This window comes from Sediminimonas sp., assembly GCF_024637375.1.
In the GTDB taxonomy this organism is placed as follows: Bacteria; Pseudomonadota; Alphaproteobacteria; order Rhodobacterales; family Rhodobacteraceae; genus Sediminimonas.
The window spans coordinates 62,432-81,923 of record NZ_JAGXFK010000039.1; the positions used below are offsets into that span (position 1 = coordinate 62,432).

The window sequence follows — 19,492 nt, forward strand, 5'->3', positions numbered from 1 at the left end:
CGAGCCTCCTTTTCAGTGGACGAGAATGGTTGCAAGGCTCGGGAAGATCATCACCAGCGCCAGAAGCACCAGCATCATCAGCGCGAACGGCGCGGCGCCGCGAAAGATCTCGCCCAGCGGGATGTCGGGGTCGTCAAGGGCCGACTTTATGACAAAGACCGAGATGCCGAAGGGCGGTGTCAGCAGCCCGATCTCGACCGCGACGATGGTGACGATGCCGAACCAGATCAGGTCAACCTGGAACTGGGCCAGCACCGGCAGCATCAGCGGCACCAGGATCAGCATGATCGAGGAGCTGTCCAGAACCGTGCCCATCACGATCACCAGGATCACATAGGACAGGATCATCCCCCAGTAGCCGATTTCCGCCTGCGCCACGAATTCGCCAAATCCGACCGGTACACCCGAAAGCGCCAGCATGCGCGAATACATTTGCGCGGCGATGATCAGGAACGAGATCGCTGCGGTTACCAGCCCGGTATCGGTGAGCACCTGCCAGAAATCGCCCCATGTCAGGCTGCGGCGTGCCAGCCCGATGACAATCGCACCGAGGCACCCCACCGCGCCCGCCTCGATGGGGGTGAAGAAGCCGCCATAGATGCCGCCCAGCACCAGACCGATCAGCGCGGCGATGGGCAACCCCTTGGCGGCGAGCTGGCGGCGCGTGAGGGCGGCCACGCCTTCGGCGCCATGCGCCGCGCCCAGCGCCTGCGGACGGAACCGCGCCGTGAGCCAGATGCTGCCGCCGAACAGGAGCGCCAGCAGCAGGCCGGGGATGATGCCGGCGATGAACAGGTCGCCCACCGACTGCTCGGTCAGCAGACCGTACAGGATCAGCAGCAGACTGGGCGGAATGAGCATCCCCAGAACCGAACTGCCCGCCACCACGCCCACCGAGAAGCGCGGCGAATAGCCGTGGCGGATCATCTCGGGCACCGCGATGCGCGTGAAAACGGCAGCCGAAGCAATGGAAATACCGGTGATCGCGGCGAATATCGCATTGGCGCCCACCGTGCCGATCCCCAGCCCGCCGGCGAACCGCCGGAACAGGTGGTTGGCCACGTCGAAGGCATCGCGCCCCATGCCCGTGACCGAGACCAGATAGCCCATCAGCACGAAGAGCGGCACGACGCCGAAGAAATAGCTGGATATGGTTTCCGAGGCCGCCAGCGCCAGCAGCTTGCCGGCCAGCACGGGCGAGCCCTTGATCAGCCACACCCCCACATAGGAGGACAGCATCAGCGCGAACGGCACCCAGAAGCCCAGATAGACCATCGCCACCATCGCGCCGAAGGACGTGAGCCCGATCTCGAACGGGGTCATGGTCGCACCTCCCGGCCCATGAGGCGCAGCAGCGATTCCAGCGCCGAAAGTGCAAGCTGCACCCAGAGCGCGGCGCAGCCTACCAGGATGATCAGCTTGACCGGCCAGATCGGTGCGGTGAAATCGCCCACCGTTCCCTCATAGGTGCCCCGCTCCCACGCCTTTTCGAAAAGCGGCAGCGAGGCCGCGAAAAGCTGCCAGATGAGCACGGCGGCAGCCACGGCAAAGACCAGTTCCAGCGCCACGCGCAGCCGCGGCGCGCGCCGCTCCAGCGCCCCCAACAGCGCCTCGGCCCGCGTCAGCCGCCCCTTGCGGAAGGTCTGGGCGATCTGCAGGAAGACGATGGCGACGATCGACATCGACACGATCTCGGGCACGCCCGAGATCGGCGCATCGAACGCCCCGCGCCCGATCACGTCGGCATTGACCAGCAGCATCAGCATCAGGATCAGCAGCGTGCCGGCCACGTTCAGCGCACCGGTCACCGAATCGACGGCGCGGCGCAGTGCGCGAAACCAGCCGGGCAACTGTTGCGAAGCCTCAATCATGGACGCCCCCACGCCGCCCGGGCGCCGAAATCCTGCGTGGATTTCGGGCCGTTGTCGACGCCGGGAAACGGCGCGCGCGCGAACAAGGCAGAACTTGGCTCGATCATTTCAGACCCCCGCGATGGCCCGCCCCGGCCGGCACCGGGGCGGGCGGTCGATCACTCCTGGTCCCAGTTGCGCACCGGGGTGGCGCCGGCCGCGCGCATGGTGTCCATGTAGGCCTTGAGCACCGCGGTTCCGGCCTTGCCCTCGGCATCCAGACGCTCGGCCCAGAGCCGGGCCACGTTGTCCATGCCGTTGGCCCATTTCTCGCGGAAGGCCTCGTCCACCTCGGTCACCGTCGCGCCTTGCTTCTGCATCAGGCCCAGGAACTTGGTGACCGAGGCGTCAAGATCCTTCTGATAGGCTTCGGCATCGGCCTCGGCCGCGTCCTTGAGCGCCTTCTGCACCACCGGGTCGAGGCTGTCGTACCAATCCTTGTTGGCGGCCAGCCCGCCGGCATATTGGGCGCCGAATCCCACCTTGGTGATATAGGGGGCCACCTCGTGCAGCTTGCCCGGCAGCGCGGCGCTGGCGAACACGATCGCCCCGTCATAAACGCCGGTCTTGATCTCGTTGTAATAGGTGGTCAGGTTGCCCGACACACCCACCGCGCCGGTGCCCCCCAGCCAGTTGACCGCCGGGCCGGGCGCGGCGATCTTGTGCCCCTCCAGGTCAGCGATCTCGTTCACCGGAAAGGTGGTCATCAGCAGGTAGTCGTCGATGCCGATGCCGCCGCCCAGATATTCCAGCCCGTTCTCGTGCCAGGCCGCCTTCATGTCGTCATTGGTTTCCTGAAGCTTGTCCATCCACGACGAGACGGCGGTGGAATCGCTCGACACGAAAGGCGTGAAGTAGGTCACGTTCTGCACCGCCAGCTTGGACGGATCGAACAGGCTCGAAACCAGGCCGATCTCGGCCAGCCCCGCCTCGACCGCCTCCAGTTCGTCGCCCACCTTGGCCAGCGACCCGCCGTATTGCTCCGACCAGTTGATGGAGTACTCCGTTCCCTCCAGCGCGGTGTTGACCGCCGGGATGAAGGTCTGGCTGGCATGCTTGACCCAGCGGAACACCGACGGATGCCCGGCCACGATGGTCACGTTCAGGGTTTCGGCCTGCGCCACCGGCGCCGCCGACCATCCGCTCACCGCCACCGCGGCGGCGAACATCCCGGTTCTGATAAGATTGGTCATCTTCTCCTCCCATTTGTTGGATGAATTGTCCGTTTGTTGTTCTTCGTTCAGCCCTCGACCAGCGCCCGCACCCCGCCGCAGATGAAAGGCACGATGCGGTCCAGCATGGCCTCGACATCGCCGTCGTCGCAAACCCCGCCCGAAAGCCGTTTCGGCCGCCCCGTCTTGGCCATCATCGTCATCCCCACGCCGATGGCGAACATGTAGGCCCAGACGGCATCCGAGCGGCTCAGCCCCGGCTCGACCCGCATCAGCGCGGCGATGAAGGTCTGCGCGATGGGGTCGTAATGGGTCTCGATCAGCTTCTGGTCGCGCGGATCGGCCGAGTTGGCGAAGGCGACCAGGATGCGGGCAAAGGCGCCGCCATCCCGCGCCAGGTCGAGCCCGGTTTCGATTGTGGGGCGAAAGAGCGCTTCGACGATCGCCTCCAGGCGCGGCGTACCGTGCTCGAAAAGCCCGGCCACCAGCGCCGCGCGGCGCGCGTTGATCTGGTTCGAGCGGCGCGCGACCATGGCCTCGAACAGCTTTTCCTTGGTCTTGAAGTGGTAATGGATCAGCCCCTGCGCGACGCCCGCTTCCCCGGCGATGGCGCGCATCGCCGCCCCTTGGTACCCCGAGGCGGCAAAGACCCGCTCGGCGGCGTCCAGGATGGCATCCTGACGGCTTTCGCCCGGCGTGGCGCGGGTGGCTTGCAGTGGCATCAGACCTTCTTCCCCGGATCCTGACTGATCGCCCAGTCAGGATTGTTCGCTGTGGCACCCGCTGTCAAGCTTGCCGTGCGCCGCCGCCGCGCACACCACGCACGGAAAGGCGTGCCGGACTCGTGCGCGCCGGTCGCAGGCCGTCTGACAATTCCCGCAATCGCTCACGTCTTCCCCCCCCCTGTCGGGAACCATCACGGTAAGCCTCGGCCTTTTATCGGTTTCATGGCACGAATTGGCGTCGCCATCACGGAGCGCCCCTTGATGCCGGTAAAGGCGGGGCACTGGCCGCTGCGATAAGCTGGAGGGAGAGAGCAAATTGAACGCGGAGGCGTCATGACCGATTTTTCCGAACAGCGCGCGCAGATGGTGCGCCGTCAGATCCGGGCGCGCGGCGTGCGCGACGAACGGCTGCTGAATGCCATGGGCATGATCCCGCGGGAGCGGTTTCTGCCCGCCCGATGGCAGCACCTTGCCTACCAGGACCGGCCGATCCTGATCGCCGGGGGGCAGGTGGCGCTTCAGCCGCATGTCGTGGCCTACATGATCGAGGCGCTGGTGCTCGCGCCGGGCGCGCGGGTTCTGGAGCTTGGCACCGGCACCGGGTATGCCGCCGCGATACTGGCCGAGATGGGCGCGCAGGTCTACGCGATCGAGGCGAGCGGCCAGTTCGCCGAACGGGCAGCGAGCACGCTTGTCGATCTGGGCTACGGGTCGGTCCATGTGCAGCACGCATCCGATCTGCGCGCCTGGCAGGAGGAGGGGCCATTCGACGCGATCCTCGTTTCAGAGGCGGTGGCGGCGGTGCCCGAGGCGCTGAAGAGCCAGCTCAAGACCGGCGGTCGGCTGGTCGCCGCGGTTGGCACCAGCATGGTCGCCGAGGAGTTGGTGCGCGTGACCCGTCTTGAGAAAGGGCAGTTCGACCGCGAGGACCTGGCCGACATCCGCTTCGTGCCCCTACTCACGGACGAGGGGGAACCGAGCGGCCCGCCGACCGCGCGCCTCGTCGAGACGCGACCGCGCGGGCGCCAGACGTTGCCGGGCCTGATTCTCAACCATGCCGAGGTTTTCGACACCGTCGAGGAAGCCGACCTTTCACCGATGATGGCGCGGATCGGGGACAAGCGCGTGGTGCTGATCGGCGAGGCGAGCCATGGCACATCGGAATTCTACCGGATGCGCGCCCGGATCACCCAGCGGTTGATCGAGGAAAAGGGGTTTACCATCGTCGCGGCCGAGGCGGACTGGCCAGACGCCGCGCATATCGACACCTATGTCCGCCACCGCGCGGCGCCGTCCGCCGGGTGGGAGGCTTTCGCGCGCTTCCCGGAATGGATGTGGCGCAACGAGGAAACCAAAGAATTCGCCGACTGGCTCTACCGCCACAACGCGGATCGCACGGCGCCGGAGATGGCGGGGTTTTACGGGCTCGACCTTTACAGCCTCTTCGCATCCACCCGCGCGATCGTGGACTACCTCGAGGACGTGGATGCCGGCCTCGCCGCTCTGGCGCGCAGGCGTTACGCCTGCCTGTCGCCGTGGGAGGCGGACCCCGCCGCCTACGGCCACGCCGCGCTGACCGGACGATACCGCGACTGCGAAAGGGAGGTGACGCAGATGCTTGCCGACCTCCTGAAAAAGCGAAAGGACTACACCGCCCATGACGGCCACCGTTTTCTGGACGCCGCGCAGAACGCGCAACTCGTCGCCGACGCCGAGCGCTACTACCGCGTGATGTATTACGGCTCGCGAATGTCGTGGAACTTGCGCGACGGGCACATGTTCGACACGCTGATGAACGTGATGGACTTTCACGGCCCGCAGGCGAAGGCCGTGGTTTGGGCGCACAATTCGCATATCGGCGATGCACGGGCGACGGAAATGTCCCGGCGCGGCGAGAAGAACCTGGGCGAGATGTGCGCGCGCGGCTTTGGCAGCGACAGCTATCGCATCGGCTTCGGTACCGATCATGGCGAGGTCGCGGCGGCGTCCGACTGGGGCGGGCCGATGGAAATCAAGCAGGTGCAGCCAGCGCACCGGCAGAGCTACGAGCGGCAGTTTCACCTGACGGGCGCGCCGGGGCTGATCCTGCCGATGCGGGCGGGACAGGAGTTCGACCTCGTCACCGAGCTGGCCGACCAGCGGCTGGAGCGGGCGATCGGCGTGATCTACCGCCCCGAGACCGAGCTTGCCTCGCACTATTTCGAGGCCGAGTTGCCCGCGCAGTTCGACGAGTACGTCTGGATCGACAGGACGACGGCCGTCTCTGCGCTGCCGGTGCACCGGACCGCGGCGCTGCCCGATACCTATCCCTTCGGTGTCTGACGAGGCAGCACGCACCACCCGAGGCATGTACGGCCTGGCGGTGGCGCATGTATCCCTTGTCGTTCGCTCGCCAAGTCCGGTTGCTGCCGGGAACTGTGCCCGGCGGCCCGGCGGTATGGGTTTGTCATCCAATCGCCCTTACGGGGCGCGCCAATGACGGCTCCTCAGCCCCCGTCGGTGCCCGTCGCACTGCTGTCGCGCAATGCATGGAAGGTCGCGATAACCTCTTGGCGCACGTCCTCCGGCTGCCCTTCCACCGCGTTGGCGAGGCACTTCAGTTCGCGCCGGGTTCGGTGCAGGTTGTCGATCAGCGACAGCACGACCGGGATCGTGTCCGTCGGGACCGACATTTCCTTCCTCAGGTCGCATAGCAGCCGGATCCGGGCAATATCGAGGTCGTCGAAAACCGGCCCCTTGTCGCCACGCGCCGGACGCACCCAGCCCTCGTCCACCCACAACCGCAGATCCCGCATGGTCACCCGCCGGACGCAGGCGACGACGGTGCGTTCATCATAGCTCATGTCTTCCTCCGCAGTTCCTTGCGCGGATCGAAATGCGCGTGCTCGCGCCAGCGTTTCGCCAGCGTCTCCATCTCGTCGTCGATCCGGTCGGGCAGCACGATCTTCAGACGCACGACCTGGTCCCCGTCCTTGCCCTTGGCCGCGGCGATTCCCTTTCCCTTCAGCCGCAACCGATGTCCCGAGGACGCACCTTTCGGGATGGTCATCGACACCGTACCCGCGATCGTCGGAACCTCCACCTTCGCACCCAGCACCGCCTCGTCAAAAGTCACCGGCAGCTCTATCTCGATGTCGTCGCCATCGCGGTGGAAGACCGGATGCGGCCGCACCGCGACCGTCACCAGCGCGTCGCCGGCCGGCCCCGTCCCGTAGCCCTGCCCGCCCTTGCCGCGCAGTCGCAGTGTCTGGCCGTCGCGCAGCCCGGCCGGGATCGAAATCTCGAGCCCCTTGCCATCGGGCATGGTGACGCTGCGCTTGCCGCCTCGCGCCGCGTCCATGAAATCGACCTCGAGGTGATAGCGCATGTCGGGACCGCGCGCGTGGACTTCCTGACGGAAGCCGCCGCCGCCGGCGGCCTGGCGCCGCGCGAAGAGATCGGAAAAGATGTCCGACATGTCCTCGAATCCCTCCGGCCCCGCGCCCGGCTCATAGCGCCGCCCCTCGTCGCGGCCGGCATACTGGTGGTAATAGTGCCGTTCGGGGCGCTCCTGCCCCGAGGCGTCTATCTCGCCCGCGTCAAACTGGCGGCGCTTCTCGGCATCGCCCAGCAGGTCGTAGGCCGAGGACACGTCCTGAAACTCGGCCTTCTTGGCGGGATCGTCGGGATGCAGGTCGGGATGCAGGCGCTTGGCCAGCTTGCGGTAGGCTTTCTTGATCTCATCCTGCGTCGCGGTTTTGGAGACGCCCAGAACCTTGTAGGGATCATCGCTCATTTGTCAGTTTTCCGTCCACATTTGCAGCCATGTTCTTTCGAATTCCCTGCCCTGGCAAGTCGCCCGGGAAGCCGCGCCGATGGCCGGTTGGCGCCCGCCGTCCTTGTCCATGGTCGCCTCCATAACGTCTGCTCCGCCACCGCCGCAGCGGTGCATACGCGACCGGACTCGCGTGTGCGTGGTTCGGCTTCACGATCCAGACAACGGTGGCGGGGCGCAATGATCCATGTCAAGGCTCGGTCGTTCACCCTGATCGACGCTGTGCAGCCCGCCGCCCCTCGCAGAAAGCACACCGCACGCGTTGATTGACGTCAAGGCATGCGGTTGCATTGGGCATATGCTGGGCAACAAGCCGGTGCGTGAGGAAAGAGTGCAGCGATGCCCCTGCCACTTGCCGACGCTTGCATGCCGCCAGCCCAAGGAGGAGAACGAGCGATGGCCGACGAGCAGGACAAGGTGATCCGCTTCCTGGCGGATCCGGCGACCCATGGCGGCGCCGAGGTGAACCACCTGGAAACCCACGGCGCGCATGTCTTTCTCGCCGGGAACGAGGCGTTCAAGATCAAGCGCGCGGTGCGCTACGACTACATGGATTTCTCGACGCTAGAGGCGCGGGAGCGGATGCTCAAGCGCGAGCTTGATCTGAACCGGCCCGCCGCGCCGCAAATCTACCGCGACGTGGTGCCGGTGACGCGCGAGGGCGGCAGGCTGACGCTGGGCGGGGATGGCCCGCCGGTGGAATGGGTGTTGCGAATGTGGCGTTTCCCGGACGGCGCCGAACTGTCGGCGGTGGCCGCGCGCGGCGAGCTCACGGACAAGCTGGCGGAGGAACTGGGCCGCGTCGTGGCGGACTATCACGCGCGGGCGCCGCGGCGCGAGGGCGACGGGGCAGACCGGATCGATGCGGTCGTGTCCGAACTGGAGGGCACCTTCGCGGGGATGCGCGATGCGCTCGGTGCAAGGCGGGTATCGGCCTTTTCCGAGGGCGCCCGCGCGGCACTGGACAGGGCCGCGTCGCTGCTTTCCCGGCGCGGCCGCAATGGGCGGGTTCGGCGCTGCCACGGCGACCTGCACCTTCGCAACCTGGTGCTGATCGAGGGCCAGCCGGTGCCTTTTGACGCCCTGGAATTCGACGAGAGGCTCGCGACATGCGACATCCTTTACGATCTCGCCTTCCTGGTGATGGACCTGCAACACCATGGGCTCGACCGGGCCGCGAACATCGTCTTGAACGCCTGGCTGTTCGCCCAGGAAGGCGCCGAGGATGACGGGCTAGCGGCGTTGCCGCTGTTTCTTGCGGTGCGGGCGGGGATTCGGGCGATGGTGGAGGTGCAGACCGCTTCGGTGGCGCATCACGCGACCGCCTCCGATACGGATGCCCGGGACTACCTGGACTATGCGCTGAAGGCGCTGGAAGGCACGCCGCCGCGACTGGTGGCCGTGGGCGGGCTGTCGGGGACCGGCAAGTCGACGCTGGCCCGGCATCTGGCCCCCGGGGTCGGCCGTGTGCCGGGGGCGGTGCATCTGCGCAGCGATCTGGAGCGCAAGGCGCTGTTCAGCGCCGGCCCGCTGGAGCACCTGCCCGACGACGCCTATACCGACGCCGCCGGGCGCGCCGTCTATGACCGTCTGCTGGAGCGGGCGGAGACGATCCTGGGGACCGGCCAGTCGGTTCTGCTCGACGCCACGTTCCTCTCGCCACAGGAGCGGGACGGGGCGGCGACGCTGGCGCGACGGGCCGGTGTGCCTTTCTTCGGGCTCTGGCTGGAGGCGCCGCAGCCGACGCTGACACGCCGTGTGACCGCGCGCCGCGATGATGCGTCGGACGCCGATGCGGCTGTAGTGGCCAAGCAGGCGGATCGGGACATCGGGCAGGTTGACTGGGCGCGGCTCGACGCATCCGGCCCGCTGGACGATACTGTCGCGCGAGCCCGCGCGCGACTTTCCGGGCGGTGATGCACCATGGCAGGCCAAAACGACGCGAAGGAACGGGTCGAGAAACTGCGCGAAGAGATCGCCCGGCATGACCGGCCTTGCTATATCGGCAACGCGCCCGAAATACCGGACGCATCTGGCCACGGTGTCGCGGCGATCAACGAAGCCGCGTTGCGCAAGATGCTGGGTTGAGGAGGACCACGCCATGCCCGTCCACAACACCGAGATCGCCACGATCTTCGACCATGTCGCCGACCTGCTAGAAATCCGCGAGGCGAACCGCTTTCGCGTGCGCGCCTACAGAAACGCGGCGCGCACGGTCCGCGACCAGAGCCGGTCGGTGGCCGACATGCTGGAAGACGGCGAAGATCTTTCCGAGCTGCCGGATATCGGCGAGGATCTCGCGGCAAAGATCGCGGAGATCGTGAGGACCGGCAGCTTGCCGTTTCTCGACGAAATCTCCGGGGAGGTGCCCGAAGCCATCGTCGCCGCCACGCGGATTCCGGGCATCGGCCCGAAACGGGCGCGCGCGCTATTCGATGCGCTCGGTCTCGGCTCGATCGACGACCTTCGCAAGGCCGCCGACGAGGGCAGGATCGTCGAGGTCGAGGGATTCGGGCCCAAGACCCAGGCGAAGATCCGCGACGAACTCGCCCGCGGCGACTTTGCCGAACACCGCATCCGGCTTGATATCGCCGAGGATTTCGCCGAGCCGCTCGTGGAATGGATTCGACAGATAGACGGGGTGAAAAAGGCGATGATCGCCGGCAGCTACCGCCGCCGAAAGGAGACGGTGGGCGATCTCGACATTCTCGTGGCGGGAGAGGACGGCGCCGCCATCATCGACCGCTTCACACGGTATGACGAGGTCGCGGACATCGCCTCGAAGGGCAAGACACGGTCGACCGTCACGCTGCGCGCGGGCCTTCAGGTGGACCTTCGGGTGGTACCGGAGGCGAGCTGGGGCGCGGCACTGCACTACTTCACCGGCTCCAAGGCGCACAACATCGCCGGCCGCAGGCGGGCACAGGACCGCGACCTGAAGCTCAACGAATACGGAGTTTTCGACGGAGAGAAGCGAATTGCCGGTGCCACCGAGGAAGAAGTCTACGACAAAATCGGCCTGCCCTGGATCGCCCCGGCCCTGCGCGAAAACCGCGGCGAGATCGAGGCCGCCGAGGAGGGCGCGTTACCCAGGCTCGTGGCGCTGGACGACATCAAGGGCGATTTGCATGCGCACACCACCGCGTCAGACGGAAAGAACACGCTGCGCGAAATGGCACAGGCGGCGCAGGAGCGGGGCTACGAATATCTCGCGATCAGCGACCATTCAAAAAGCCAACGGGTGGCGGGTGGCCTTTCCGAGGACGAGATCGAGGCGCAAATCGACGAGATCGACCGGCTCAACGAGGCGTTTGACGGCTTTCGCCTGCTGAAATCCTGCGAGGTCGATATCCTTGAGGACGGGGCGCTGGACTTCTCCGACGCGCTTTTGGGAAAGCTCGACCTCGTCGTCGCCTCGGTGCATTCGAAGTTCGACCTCGCCGAAGACGCCCAGACCGACCGCATCGTGCGCGCCATGGACAACCCGCGCGTCAGCATCATCGGCCACCCGACGGGGCGGCTTGTCGGCGAACGGCGCCCATATGCGGTCGATGTCGAACGGCTTGTGGTGGCGGCGCGCCAGCGGGGCTGCTGGCTTGAACTCAACGCCGATCCGCACCGGCTGGACCTCAACGACGTAAACTGTCGCATGGCCAAGGAGCACGAGGTCAAGATCGCGATCTCGACCGACGCGCATTCGACGGGCGGGCTTGGCAACATGCGCCACGGCATCGACCAGGGCCGGCGCGGCTGGCTTTGCGCGGCCGATGTGCTGAACACGCGAAGCTGGAACGCCGTCTCGCGCCTGCTGCGGCGCGGCTGAGGGGGATACCGGCGATGCCCCCGGCCGCGCGCACGGGTCTTGCCGGGGCGGTCGCGCCGGCGTATTTCGCTGGGTTGCGTGAATAGCTACGCCCCACCGCCCGCCTGCATCAACCGGCGCGGGCGCAGCATGTCACCGTATGAGCGGTTGGGCAGGCCGCCAAGGCCGAGGGAGTCGACGGCGCAGAGCGCCGAGGCCGGATCGGGGTCATCGAGCGCGAGCGTAAGCCTGCTGCGACCACGGACAGTCGCGCGGCAAAGTTCGGCCCGGCAACTGCCGCTGCGGAAAACCAGCCGCGCCTTTCGCACCGTTGCCGGCATGACCTGCGGCGCGCTTGCGGCAAGATCGACCAGAAGATGCGCCGGCGAGAGGCCCGCTTCGGGCTGCAATCCTCCGGCCAGACCCAGCGCCCTGGCAACGACCGCCAGCGTGCGCCGCGAGAGCGGAAACGGTGTGGATACCGGGCATGTCCAGAATTGCAAAACGCCCAAATCCGGGCCACGGCGCTTGACTTCAAGCCGCGCGCCATCCCTCAGCTTGACGAGCGTCTCGGGGCTGAACGGGGTTGCGAGATAGATGTCGGCGCGGCTTTCGCCGCTTTCAAGCGCCCACTGGCCTTGCAGCCGCGTGGCGGCCCGGGACTGCCGGCGTGGCCATGCGCGAAACTCGAAGCGCCCCTCCCCGGCCTCGGAATCCCGGGGCTCGATTCGAACGAAAACGCCCCCGGTCACGGCCGCGCCTCCCGGGCGGGGGCGAGCAGATCGTCAACGCCAAGACCGTCGAGGTCCGCCCGAACCAGCGCCGCGATCAGGCAGGGAAAGCGGTCGCGCCCGACCATATCGACAAGCGCCTCCGGCGTATCCGGCAGACCAAGCCGCCGGGCGGCCTTGCGGGCCTTGCGGTCGAAAAACGGGAAGTGTTCGGGCCAGACGGCTTGCACCTCGCGCAAGAAAATGTCGGCGCCAACGCCGCCGATGCCCTTGAACGCCTTAAGCCGGGCGCGCGCGGCATCGGGGTTCTCGCCAGCCTTTGCGCGCAGCTTGCGCAGATCGCCGCCGTAATCGGCGAAAACCCGGTTGGCGGTATCGCCAAGCATCGTTGCGGTGCGCTCATCGAAGCGCGCGTATCCGGCGCGGTTGAGCACGCGAACCCGGTCCTCCCACGCGCTTTCAGCCATGTGATCGGCGGTTGTCCATCCCGCATCGCTGAGCGCGCGCGCGGCGTCGAGCGCGGTGCGATACGAGATCCGCGCGCTCATCAAGAGCGCCGCGCAAAGCCAACGGAAAAGCGGCGCAGGGGTGTTCCTCGCAAGATCAATGCCCAACTCGGCGGAGAACAGCGTTCCTCTCCGGTCGAGAAGGCATTGAACAAGGTCTTCCGTCTCTGACGGCATGATGAATCCTTCGCCGCGTTTACCGGTACTGCTGCGATTTGGCCGCCCCGGCGGCAAAAGGTCATTAACGCGGGTTAATGTCGCCCCCGTGCGCCTTCCACATGCGGCGGTTCTGAACCAAAGCCCCCCCGCCGGCCGAAAGATGCACCGCGGCCGCATCCGTCGCAACTGCAGCCGCGTGGCAGGGCGCCACCGGCTTCGGCGCGATCACTTGCCGGCATTCCGGTGGCGCCCCTACTCGGCGTCACTACCCCGGTCCGACGTGCTGACAGCTTCGAAACCTGCGACGACGTCCAGCAGTTCGCGGGTGATCGATTCCTGCCGCTTGCGGCGGTAGGCTGCGGTCAGGTCGTCCTGGCGCTCCTCGATGTTGCGCTCGGCGCTTTGCATCGCGGCAAGGCGGGTGGCATGTTCGCTGGCCAGTGCCTCGGCCAGCGCGCGATAGAGGATCACGAAAAGACGCTGCCGCACCAGCCACGACATCAGCCGCTCGGGCGGCATCCGGAAGAAGGGAAGGCTGGGCCCGGGCCAATCGGCACTGGCGAGCCCGGCCAGCGTGCGCTCGGGGATGGGCAGCAGGCGGCGTTCGTTCGGCTCGGCGGTGACGCGACCCCGGCGGCGATTGTGGACGAGGCGAACGCGGGCGATTCCACGCTCGCGAATCCAGCGGTCGATCTCGATGATCACCGTCTGAACCGTGGTGGTAAGCCCACCCACCGACCCCGGAAGCGCGAGGCGCCAGTCGGCCGGGTGGCCCTTGGCCTCAAGCCGGGCTGCGGCACGGGCGCCGATGACGGCGAGAAGCACGGTGTCGCCGCCGAGATGTTCGGCGCCGAAGCGGGCGATGGTTTCGTTGTAGCGCCCGCACAGGCCGCGATCCGAGCCGATCACGATCAATGCCTCGCCCCCCTTGCCGGGCGCGGTTTCGGGCAGCGGTAGGCCACGCGCGCGGCGATCGTGCAGCAGCGCGACAAGGCCGAGTTCGGCGGTGCGCTCGTAATCGGCAAGTGCCGCCTCGGCCTGCTCGTACTGGCGGATGGAGACCGCCGAGAGGGCTTTCATCGTGCGCACGATCGAACGGATCTCGCCAGTCGTGGCAAGCGCCCCCGAGAGCCCCTCAAGCGTTTCCATCGCTGCCCTCCCCACCCTGCCCGAGCGCCACGCGAATCCGGCGAAGAAGCGTTTCGCGGTCCTCGTCGGTCAGCCGTTCGCCGCCGGTGATGCGCTCGGCAAGATCGGGCAGGTCGTTGCGGACGGCCTGGCGCACCTTTTCCTCGGACGCGGCCACGTCGTCGGGATCGACCCCGTCGAACAGCCCCTCGGTGGCTGCCAGCAGCGCAGCGATCTGTTCGGGCGCGCCAAGGTGGTCATGCTCGCGTTGCTTGAGCACCTCGCGCACGCGCACGCCGCGGGCCAGCTTGGCGCGGGTCTCGTCGTCGAGCTGGGTGCCGAAGCGGGCGAAGCTCTCAAGTTCCTCGAACTGGGAATACATCAGCCGCAGGTTACCGGCGACGGCGCGAAAGGCGGGCAACTGCGCCTTGCCGCCCACCCGGCTGACCGAGATGCCGATGTCGATGGCGGGCAGGTGACCCTTCTCGAAAAGATCGGGCGAAAGGTAGATCTGCCCGTCGGTGATCGAGATGAGGTTGGTCGGGATATAGGCCGAGATATTCTGCGCCTGGGTCTCGACCACCGGCAGCGCGGTCAGCGAGCCGCCGCCGTGACCGTCGCGCAGGTGCGTCGCCCGTTCCAGAAGGCGCGAATGGATGTAGAAGATATCGCCCGGGTAGGCCTCGCGCCCCGGCGGGCGGCGCAGCAGCAGGGAAAGCTCGCGGTAGGCGCGCGCATGGCGCGTCAGGTCGTCGTAGACGATCAGCGCGTCGCGGCCCTGCTGCATGAAATGCTCGGCAATGGCGGTGGCGGCGTAGGGGGCGACAAACTGTAGTCCCGGCGCGTCGTTGCCGCCCGCGACGACGACGACGGTTCGCTCCATCGCGCCGCCCTCGCGCAGGCTCTGCACCACGCGCGCCACCGCCGAGGCGCGCTGACCGATGGCGCAGTAGATCGAGACGACGCCGCTGTCGCGCTGGTTCAGGATCGCATCGACGGCGATGGCGGTCTTGCCGGTCTGGCGGTCGCCGAGGATCAACTCGCGCTGGCCACGACCCACCGGAATCGCGGCATCCACCGCCTTGATGCCGGTCTGAAGCGGCACGTTGACCGGTGCGCGGTGCATGATCGGCGGCGCCGGGCGTTCGACGGGGCGGCGTGCCTCGGCCTCGATCGGCCCGCCATCGTCGAGCGGACGGCCGAGCGCATCGACGACTCGGCCGAGCATCGCCTCGCCCACCGGCACATCCACGACCCGGCCCGTGCGGCGCAGCCGGTCGCCGGGCCTGAGGCGCGCGGTGTCGCCAAGGACGATCACGCCGATCCGCCCTTCGCGCAGGTTCGAAGCGATGCCCATCACGCCATGCGGAAAGCGCACCAGTTCGTCGGCGTGCAGATCGGTGAACCCGGCAACCTGGGCCACGCCGCTGCCCACCGAAAGGACGCGCGCTATCTCCGCCAGGTCCAGTGCCGGTTCGACTTGCGCGAGCGCCCGGCCGAGCGGGGCGAAGAAATCCTCCTCGGGTTCGAAAAGCGATTTCATGTGGCAGACCGCTCCGGCCGGGGGGGTCGAGCGGTGGCGGCGCTGTTCTGCGCTGTCCCGGCGGCACGGGGACCGCGCCCTTCGCTGTCCAGGATTTCGTCGAGAGCTGTCTCAAGGCGCCTGAGGTGCCGCGCGGCCGACCATTCCACGGTCTGATCGCCGATGGTCAACCGCACCCCCAGAAGCACATCCTCGTCCTCCCGGTAGGCGACGGGAATGTCGCTCGCGAGTGCCTCGTGCAGCGCCCGGGTGATCTTGCCGCGGGTGGTCGGGTCGAGCGGGCGACCGGTCGCGATGACCGCGCTGTCGGCTTGCCGGGTGGCCTCGACAAGCCTCGCGCGCGCATCCTCGTCGAGCGATTCAAGGCGCGAGACGAAGGTCGTGGCGATGCGCTCGGATAGGTCGGTGCCGGCGAAATCGGCAAGCACACGTTCGGCGATGTCGATAAGTCGCTGCCCGGCATGGCGCTGGAGCCTGCGGGTGAATTCGTCGCGTTCCTCCTCCAGATGGCGCTGCCAGGTCTTGCGCTTGTCTTCCATCTCGGCGCGGAGTTCTGCTTCCAGCTCTTGATGCAGTTCGGCCGCGTCGGCGCGCGCCTTATCGAGGATGCCAGCCTTTTCTTCGGCGAGCGCGGCTCGCTCCTTGCCGAGTCGTTCGGCCTCCTCCGCGGCCTCCTGGCGGGTGGTTCTGGCCTGTGCCAGGCGGTCCTCGATGCGCGCCTCGCGGCGACGCATGGCCGCGCTTATCGGTCGATAGAGGAAGCGTTGCAGCAGCCAGACCAGAACAAGGAAGTTGACGATCTGCGCCGCAACCGTGAGCCAGTCGATTTGCACGGCTTCAGCCCCCGGCCGCTTGCGTGGCGAGGTCGATGAAAGGATTGGCGAAGATCAGGATCATCGAGACCACGAAACAGTAGATCGCGGTGGATTCGATCATCGCCAGGCTGACGAAAAGCGTCCGCGTGATCGTGGCCGATGCGTCGGGTTGCTGTGCGATCGCCTGCAACGCCTGCGCGGCGGCCCGGCCTTCGGCAAGTGCCGGCCCGATCGAGCCGATGGCGATGGTAAGGCCCGCCGTTGCGATAGAGATCGCGGCGATCCAGAGGCTTGGATCCATGGGTCAGTCTCCTGCAGTGTTGGGATTGTCGGTGTCGGGTTGATTGTCGGGCTTGGGGCGCGACCGGCTTGCCGAGGCAATGTAGACCATCGCGAGGATCGCGAAGATATAGGCCTGTATCAGCCCGGTCAGCAGGCCGAGAAGCTGCATCAGGATGGGGAAGAAGAACGGCGCGACGCTGATCAGGATGCCGACGATGACGGTTCCGCTCATCACGTTACCGTAGAGCCGGACAGCCAGTGCCAGGGTGCGCGAAAGCTCGCCGATCAGGTTGAACGGCAGCATCAGCGGCGTCGGGTGAATATAGGTCTTCAGGTAGCCACCGAGCCCGCGCCGGGTGATCGAAAAGATCGGCACCGCGATCAGCACGCAGATGGCCAGCGCCGCGGTGGTCGAGAGCGAGCCGGTCGGCGGCTCGTAGCCCGGCACCACCGCCAGCAGGTTGGCCGTTGCGATAAACAGGAACAACGTGCCGATGAACGGCAGGTAGCGGTCGGGGTCGTCAGCGCCCACCTCGTCGATCTGGTCGCGGATCGCGGTGACGATCACCTCGAGCATCACCTGCCAGCGCGAGACCGTCTCGCCTTCGCTCAGCCGTGCGGTGATAGCCCGCGACACGATGACGAGGAACGCCATCACCAGCCAGGTGAAACCCACGGTCGCGGTGAGGCGCCAGCCCTGCCATTCCGCAAGCACCCAGGCATCGGGACTTATTTCCATGTCGCCCTCCCTTCGGCTGCGCGGGCGCGCCGGGTGGCGGCCACGCGAACGGCGACGAACCCCGCGAGCGCGGCGACAAGTTCGCCCGCCCCGGCGCCGAGCGCGATCGCGGCGCCCAGCGCGCCGAGGACGAGCACCGCCCGTGCGAGCGCCAGCGCGGCGAAGGTGGCGGCGGGGCGCGACCCCGACAGCGCCCGCACCGACGCCCAGAGCAATCCGAGATAGAGCGCGCCCAGGACGGCCCCCGCCGCGAAGGACGCGGCCAGTGTTGCCGGGTCTCCGGTCATCTTCGCCCCCGCTCAGTCATCGCGCCCCTCTCTTTGCACCCAGTACCAGGCATTGAAACTGCCAAGCGCCGCACCGGCGAGAAGCAGGACGAGCGTCCACGAGGTCTCCCCCGGCCAGCGCCGGTCGATCCAAAGCCCCAGCGCGATGCCGGCGATCACCGGCACGGCGACGGCCCAGCCGACCATACCGAACATTGCCAGCCCGTACCAAACGCTCTTGCGCCGGCGCTTGCGGGCCTCTTCCATCGACCTTGCCTTGCGGGCGATGGTGTCGGTTTCGTCCTCGTCGCTCATCGCCCGGCCAGGTCCAGATCGCGGAAGCGGCGGATCATGCTTGCCTCCAGCCGGGCCAGCGCCGCACGGGCCTCGTGTTCGGTTTCGTCCTGGCGGCGGAACTCCTCCTCGACGCGCCGGCGCAGGCGGGCCAGGTCATGGCCCTCGACGGCGCCGCGCACGGCCACGCGCACCTCATCGCCGCACTTGACCAGCGTTCCCGAGTTCACCGCAACGAAACGTTCGGCCCCTTCCTCGGAGGTGTAGACCAGGATGCCCGGCACCAGTTCGGATACGAAATCGCCGTGCCGGGGCAGAAGGCCGAAATGCCCGTCCGGTGCCTCGGCGACGATGCGACGGACTTGTCGGTCGAGGCAGCGGCGCGCCGGGGTGAGCACTTCAAGCCGCATCGGCGCCCTCCGCGAGCTCGTCGACCGACCCGATCATGTAGAGATCGCCCTCGTCGCGGCCCTTGAATTCGCCCGAGAGAATGCGCTCGCAACTGGTCAGGGTTTCTTCCAGGGGAACGAGGCGCCCTTTCTGCCCGGTCATCGCCTCGGTCGAAAAGAAGGGCTGGGTGAGGAAACGCTCGATCTGGCGCGCCTGGCGCACCGTGGCGCGGTCCTTCTCGGAAAGCTCCTCGAGGCCGAGCATGGCGATGATGTCCTTGAGTTCCTCGTATTCGGCCAGCGTGTTGCGCACGGCGCGCGCGATGCGGTAGTGGCGCGGGCTGACCGTGCCGGGCGTCAGCATCCGCGAAAACGACTGCAACGGGTCGATCGCCGGGTAGAGCCCCTCGGAGGCTTTCTTGCGCGACAGCACGATCGAGGCGGAGAGGTGGGCGAATGTGTGCGTGGCGGCCGGATCGGTGAAATCGTCGGCCGGCACATAGACCGCCTGGATCGAGGTCATCGCGCCGCGGTCGGTGGAGCAGATGCGCTCCTCCAGATCGGCAAGTTCGGTGCCCAGCGTCGGCTGATAGCCGACGCGGCTTGGAATGCGGCCCAACAGGCCCGACACCTCGGCGCCCGCCTGCACGAAGCGGAAAATGTTGTCGATCAGCACCAGCACATCGCGGCGGCGATCGTCGCGGAACCATTCGGCCATGGTCAGCGCCGCGTGGCCGACGCGGAATCGCACGCCGGGGCTTTCGTTCATCTGACCGAACACCATCACCGTGTTGCCCAGAACGCCCGCCTCGCCCATCTCGCGGTAAAGTTCCTCGGCCTCGCGCGAACGCTCGCCGATGCCGCAGAACAGGCTGACGCCTTCATATTCGGCGACCATGTTGTGAATCATCTCGGTGATCAGCACCGTCTTGCCCACGCCCGCGCCACCGAAAAGGCCCGCCTTGCCGCCGCGCTCCAGCGGGCTGAGCAGGTCGATGGCCTTGATGCCGGTCTCGAAAATCTCGCCCTCGACCCGGCGCTGTGCCAGCGGCACCGGATCGCGCAGGATCGGGCGGCGGTGGACATCGCCCAAGGGCGGGCCGTCGTCGATGGTCTCGCCGAAGAGGTTGAACATGCGGCCCAGCACCGCATCGCCCACCGGAACCTCGATGGGCCGCCCCGTGTCGCGCACAGCCAGGCCGAGGCGCAGATCAGGC

General features: G+C 67.3%; 21 protein-coding genes. 4 read left to right on the forward strand and 17 right to left on the reverse strand.

From position 1 onward, the window contains the following. Positions 1 to 12 precede the first annotated feature (12 nt). The 4 genes from Q0L89_RS05860 to Q0L89_RS05875 all read right to left on the reverse strand — a co-directional run bounded on the left by Q0L89_RS05860 (position 13) and on the right by Q0L89_RS05875 (position 3,804). The gene (locus Q0L89_RS05860) at positions 13 to 1,323 is read right to left on the reverse strand and encodes a TRAP transporter large permease (RefSeq protein ID WP_296763215.1); all 1,311 of its coding nucleotides are present in this window, start codon (positions 1,321 to 1,323) and stop codon (positions 13 to 15) included. Next, a complete protein-coding gene (locus tag Q0L89_RS05865; protein WP_296763216.1) occupies positions 1,320 to 1,871 on the reverse strand; it encodes a TRAP transporter small permease subunit in 552 nt (183 codons plus the stop codon). The genes Q0L89_RS05860 and Q0L89_RS05865 overlap by 4 nt, the downstream gene beginning before the upstream one ends. A 158-nt stretch (positions 1,872 to 2,029) precedes the next feature. Beyond that, complete coding sequence (locus Q0L89_RS05870) at positions 2,030 to 3,103, reverse strand: C4-dicarboxylate TRAP transporter substrate-binding protein (RefSeq protein ID WP_296763217.1); 1,074 nt, start codon at positions 3,101 to 3,103, stop codon at positions 2,030 to 2,032. Positions 3,104 to 3,150: 47 nt separating this feature from the next. Continuing rightward, positions 3,151 to 3,804 (reverse strand): TetR/AcrR family transcriptional regulator, encoded by a 654-nt coding sequence (locus Q0L89_RS05875; protein ID WP_296763218.1) that lies wholly within the window; start codon positions 3,802 to 3,804, stop codon positions 3,151 to 3,153. Between the two features lie 336 nt (positions 3,805 to 4,140). On the opposite strand from Q0L89_RS05875, the gene Q0L89_RS05880 reads away from it, so the two are divergent. Then, positions 4,141 to 6,129, forward strand: coding sequence for a protein-L-isoaspartate(D-aspartate) O-methyltransferase (locus tag Q0L89_RS05880; protein WP_296763219.1), 1,989 nt, complete (start codon positions 4,141 to 4,143; stop codon positions 6,127 to 6,129). Between the two features lie 164 nt (positions 6,130 to 6,293). On the opposite strand, the gene Q0L89_RS05885 is transcribed toward Q0L89_RS05880, so the two are convergent. Both Q0L89_RS05885 and Q0L89_RS05890 read right to left on the reverse strand, forming a co-directional pair. Continuing rightward, positions 6,294 to 6,650 (reverse strand): MerR family transcriptional regulator, encoded by a 357-nt coding sequence (locus Q0L89_RS05885; protein ID WP_296763220.1) that lies wholly within the window; start codon positions 6,648 to 6,650, stop codon positions 6,294 to 6,296. After that, a complete protein-coding gene (locus Q0L89_RS05890; protein WP_296763221.1) occupies positions 6,647 to 7,582 on the reverse strand; it encodes a DnaJ C-terminal domain-containing protein in 936 nt (311 codons plus the stop codon). Before Q0L89_RS05890 ends, Q0L89_RS05885 begins: the two co-directional genes overlap by 4 nt. Before the next feature lie 435 nt (positions 7,583 to 8,017). On the opposite strand from Q0L89_RS05890, the gene Q0L89_RS05895 reads away from it, so the two are divergent. Genes Q0L89_RS05895 through polX form a run of 3 tightly spaced genes read left to right on the forward strand, consistent with a single transcriptional unit; the run spans position 8,018 to position 11,444 of the window. Continuing rightward, on the forward strand, positions 8,018 to 9,538 hold the full coding sequence (locus Q0L89_RS05895; protein ID WP_296763222.1) for a bifunctional aminoglycoside phosphotransferase/ATP-binding protein: 1,521 nt from the start codon (positions 8,018 to 8,020) through the stop codon (positions 9,536 to 9,538). Between the two features lie 6 nt (positions 9,539 to 9,544). Then, positions 9,545 to 9,709 carry a hypothetical protein gene (locus Q0L89_RS05900; protein ID WP_296763223.1) on the forward strand — a complete coding sequence of 55 codons (165 nt, stop codon included), beginning with the start codon at positions 9,545 to 9,547 and terminating at the stop codon, positions 9,707 to 9,709. A gap of 13 nt (positions 9,710 to 9,722) precedes the next feature. Continuing rightward, positions 9,723 to 11,444: a DNA polymerase/3'-5' exonuclease PolX gene (gene polX / locus Q0L89_RS05905; protein WP_296763224.1), complete on the forward strand. Its 1,722-nt coding sequence runs from the start codon at positions 9,723 to 9,725 to the stop codon at positions 11,442 to 11,444. 86 nt (positions 11,445 to 11,530) lie between these two features. Here polX and Q0L89_RS05910 read toward each other — a convergent pair whose 3' ends face one another. The 11 genes from Q0L89_RS05910 to atpD all read right to left on the reverse strand — a co-directional run. Continuing rightward, positions 11,531 to 12,175 carry a hypothetical protein gene (locus Q0L89_RS05910; RefSeq protein ID WP_296763225.1) on the reverse strand — a complete coding sequence of 215 codons (645 nt, stop codon included), beginning with the start codon at positions 12,173 to 12,175 and terminating at the stop codon, positions 11,531 to 11,533. Next, positions 12,172 to 12,702 (reverse strand): hypothetical protein, encoded by a 531-nt coding sequence (locus Q0L89_RS05915; protein WP_296763226.1) that lies wholly within the window; start codon positions 12,700 to 12,702, stop codon positions 12,172 to 12,174. Before Q0L89_RS05915 ends, Q0L89_RS05910 begins: the two co-directional genes overlap by 4 nt. Before the next feature lie 369 nt (positions 12,703 to 13,071). Beyond that, positions 13,072 to 13,968, reverse strand: a complete 897-nt coding sequence (locus Q0L89_RS05920; RefSeq protein ID WP_296763227.1) for a F0F1 ATP synthase subunit gamma — start codon at positions 13,966 to 13,968, stop codon at positions 13,072 to 13,074. Then, a complete protein-coding gene (locus tag Q0L89_RS05925; RefSeq protein ID WP_296763228.1) occupies positions 13,955 to 15,490 on the reverse strand; it encodes an alternate F1F0 ATPase, F1 subunit alpha in 1,536 nt (511 codons plus the stop codon). The genes Q0L89_RS05920 and Q0L89_RS05925 overlap by 14 nt, the downstream gene beginning before the upstream one ends. Then, a complete protein-coding gene (locus tag Q0L89_RS05930) occupies positions 15,487 to 16,323 on the reverse strand; it encodes a F0F1 ATP synthase subunit delta (RefSeq protein WP_296763229.1) in 837 nt (278 codons plus the stop codon). The genes Q0L89_RS05925 and Q0L89_RS05930 overlap by 4 nt, the downstream gene beginning before the upstream one ends. A 4-nt stretch (positions 16,324 to 16,327) precedes the next feature. Next, positions 16,328 to 16,606 (reverse strand): F0F1 ATP synthase subunit C, encoded by a 279-nt coding sequence (locus tag Q0L89_RS05935; protein WP_296763230.1) that lies wholly within the window; start codon positions 16,604 to 16,606, stop codon positions 16,328 to 16,330. A 3-nt stretch (positions 16,607 to 16,609) separates the two neighbouring features. Next, on the reverse strand, positions 16,610 to 17,326 hold the full coding sequence (locus Q0L89_RS05940; RefSeq protein ID WP_296763231.1) for a F0F1 ATP synthase subunit A: 717 nt from the start codon (positions 17,324 to 17,326) through the stop codon (positions 16,610 to 16,612). Continuing rightward, positions 17,317 to 17,613 carry an ATP synthase subunit I gene (locus Q0L89_RS05945; protein ID WP_296763232.1) on the reverse strand — a complete coding sequence of 99 codons (297 nt, stop codon included), beginning with the start codon at positions 17,611 to 17,613 and terminating at the stop codon, positions 17,317 to 17,319. Before Q0L89_RS05945 ends, Q0L89_RS05940 begins: the two co-directional genes overlap by 10 nt. A 12-nt stretch (positions 17,614 to 17,625) precedes the next feature. Further along, complete coding sequence (locus tag Q0L89_RS05950; RefSeq protein WP_296763233.1) at positions 17,626 to 17,907, reverse strand: AtpZ/AtpI family protein; 282 nt, start codon at positions 17,905 to 17,907, stop codon at positions 17,626 to 17,628. Then, positions 17,904 to 18,296, reverse strand: a complete 393-nt coding sequence (locus Q0L89_RS05955; RefSeq protein WP_296763234.1) for a F0F1 ATP synthase subunit epsilon — start codon at positions 18,294 to 18,296, stop codon at positions 17,904 to 17,906. Before Q0L89_RS05955 ends, Q0L89_RS05950 begins: the two co-directional genes overlap by 4 nt. Then, on the reverse strand, positions 18,286 to 19,492 hold a 1,207-nt coding region (gene atpD / locus Q0L89_RS05960; RefSeq protein ID WP_296763235.1), incomplete at its 5' end, for a F0F1 ATP synthase subunit beta. The genes Q0L89_RS05955 and atpD, both read right to left, overlap by 11 nt.

What these genes read in the sequence shown, in the direction of transcription:
- Q0L89_RS05860 (WP_296763215.1), bottom strand. Translation starts at nt 1,323, where the DNA reads ATGACCCCGTTCGAGATCGGGCTCACGTCCTTCGGCGCGATGGTGGCG.
- Q0L89_RS05865 (WP_296763216.1), bottom strand. Translation starts at nt 1,871, where the DNA reads ATGATTGAGGCTTCGCAACAGTTGCCCGGCTGGTTTCGCGCACTGCGC.
- Q0L89_RS05870 (WP_296763217.1), bottom strand. Translation starts at nt 3,103, where the DNA reads ATGACCAATCTTATCAGAACCGGGATGTTCGCCGCCGCGGTGGCGGTG.
- Q0L89_RS05875 (WP_296763218.1), bottom strand. Translation starts at nt 3,804, where the DNA reads ATGCCACTGCAAGCCACCCGCGCCACGCCGGGCGAAAGCCGTCAGGAT.
- Q0L89_RS05880 (WP_296763219.1), top strand. Translation starts at nt 4,141, where the DNA reads ATGACCGATTTTTCCGAACAGCGCGCGCAGATGGTGCGCCGTCAGATC.
- Q0L89_RS05885 (WP_296763220.1), bottom strand. Translation starts at nt 6,650, where the DNA reads ATGAGCTATGATGAACGCACCGTCGTCGCCTGCGTCCGGCGGGTGACC.
- Q0L89_RS05890 (WP_296763221.1), bottom strand. Translation starts at nt 7,582, where the DNA reads ATGAGCGATGATCCCTACAAGGTTCTGGGCGTCTCCAAAACCGCGACG.
- Q0L89_RS05895 (WP_296763222.1), top strand. Translation starts at nt 8,018, where the DNA reads ATGGCCGACGAGCAGGACAAGGTGATCCGCTTCCTGGCGGATCCGGCG.
- Q0L89_RS05900 (WP_296763223.1), top strand. Translation starts at nt 9,545, where the DNA reads ATGGCAGGCCAAAACGACGCGAAGGAACGGGTCGAGAAACTGCGCGAA.
- polX (WP_296763224.1), top strand. Translation starts at nt 9,723, where the DNA reads ATGCCCGTCCACAACACCGAGATCGCCACGATCTTCGACCATGTCGCC.
- Q0L89_RS05915 (WP_296763226.1), bottom strand. Translation starts at nt 12,702, where the DNA reads ATGAGCGCGCGGATCTCGTATCGCACCGCGCTCGACGCCGCGCGCGCG.
- Q0L89_RS05920 (WP_296763227.1), bottom strand. Translation starts at nt 13,968, where the DNA reads ATGGAAACGCTTGAGGGGCTCTCGGGGGCGCTTGCCACGACTGGCGAG.
- Q0L89_RS05925 (WP_296763228.1), bottom strand. Translation starts at nt 15,490, where the DNA reads ATGAAATCGCTTTTCGAACCCGAGGAGGATTTCTTCGCCCCGCTCGGC.
- Q0L89_RS05935 (WP_296763230.1), bottom strand. Translation starts at nt 16,606, where the DNA reads ATGGATCCAAGCCTCTGGATCGCCGCGATCTCTATCGCAACGGCGGGC.
- Q0L89_RS05940 (WP_296763231.1), bottom strand. Translation starts at nt 17,326, where the DNA reads ATGGAAATAAGTCCCGATGCCTGGGTGCTTGCGGAATGGCAGGGCTGG.
- Q0L89_RS05945 (WP_296763232.1), bottom strand. Translation starts at nt 17,613, where the DNA reads ATGACCGGAGACCCGGCAACACTGGCCGCGTCCTTCGCGGCGGGGGCC.
- Q0L89_RS05950 (WP_296763233.1), bottom strand. Translation starts at nt 17,907, where the DNA reads ATGAGCGACGAGGACGAAACCGACACCATCGCCCGCAAGGCAAGGTCG.
- Q0L89_RS05955 (WP_296763234.1), bottom strand. Translation starts at nt 18,296, where the DNA reads ATGCGGCTTGAAGTGCTCACCCCGGCGCGCCGCTGCCTCGACCGACAA.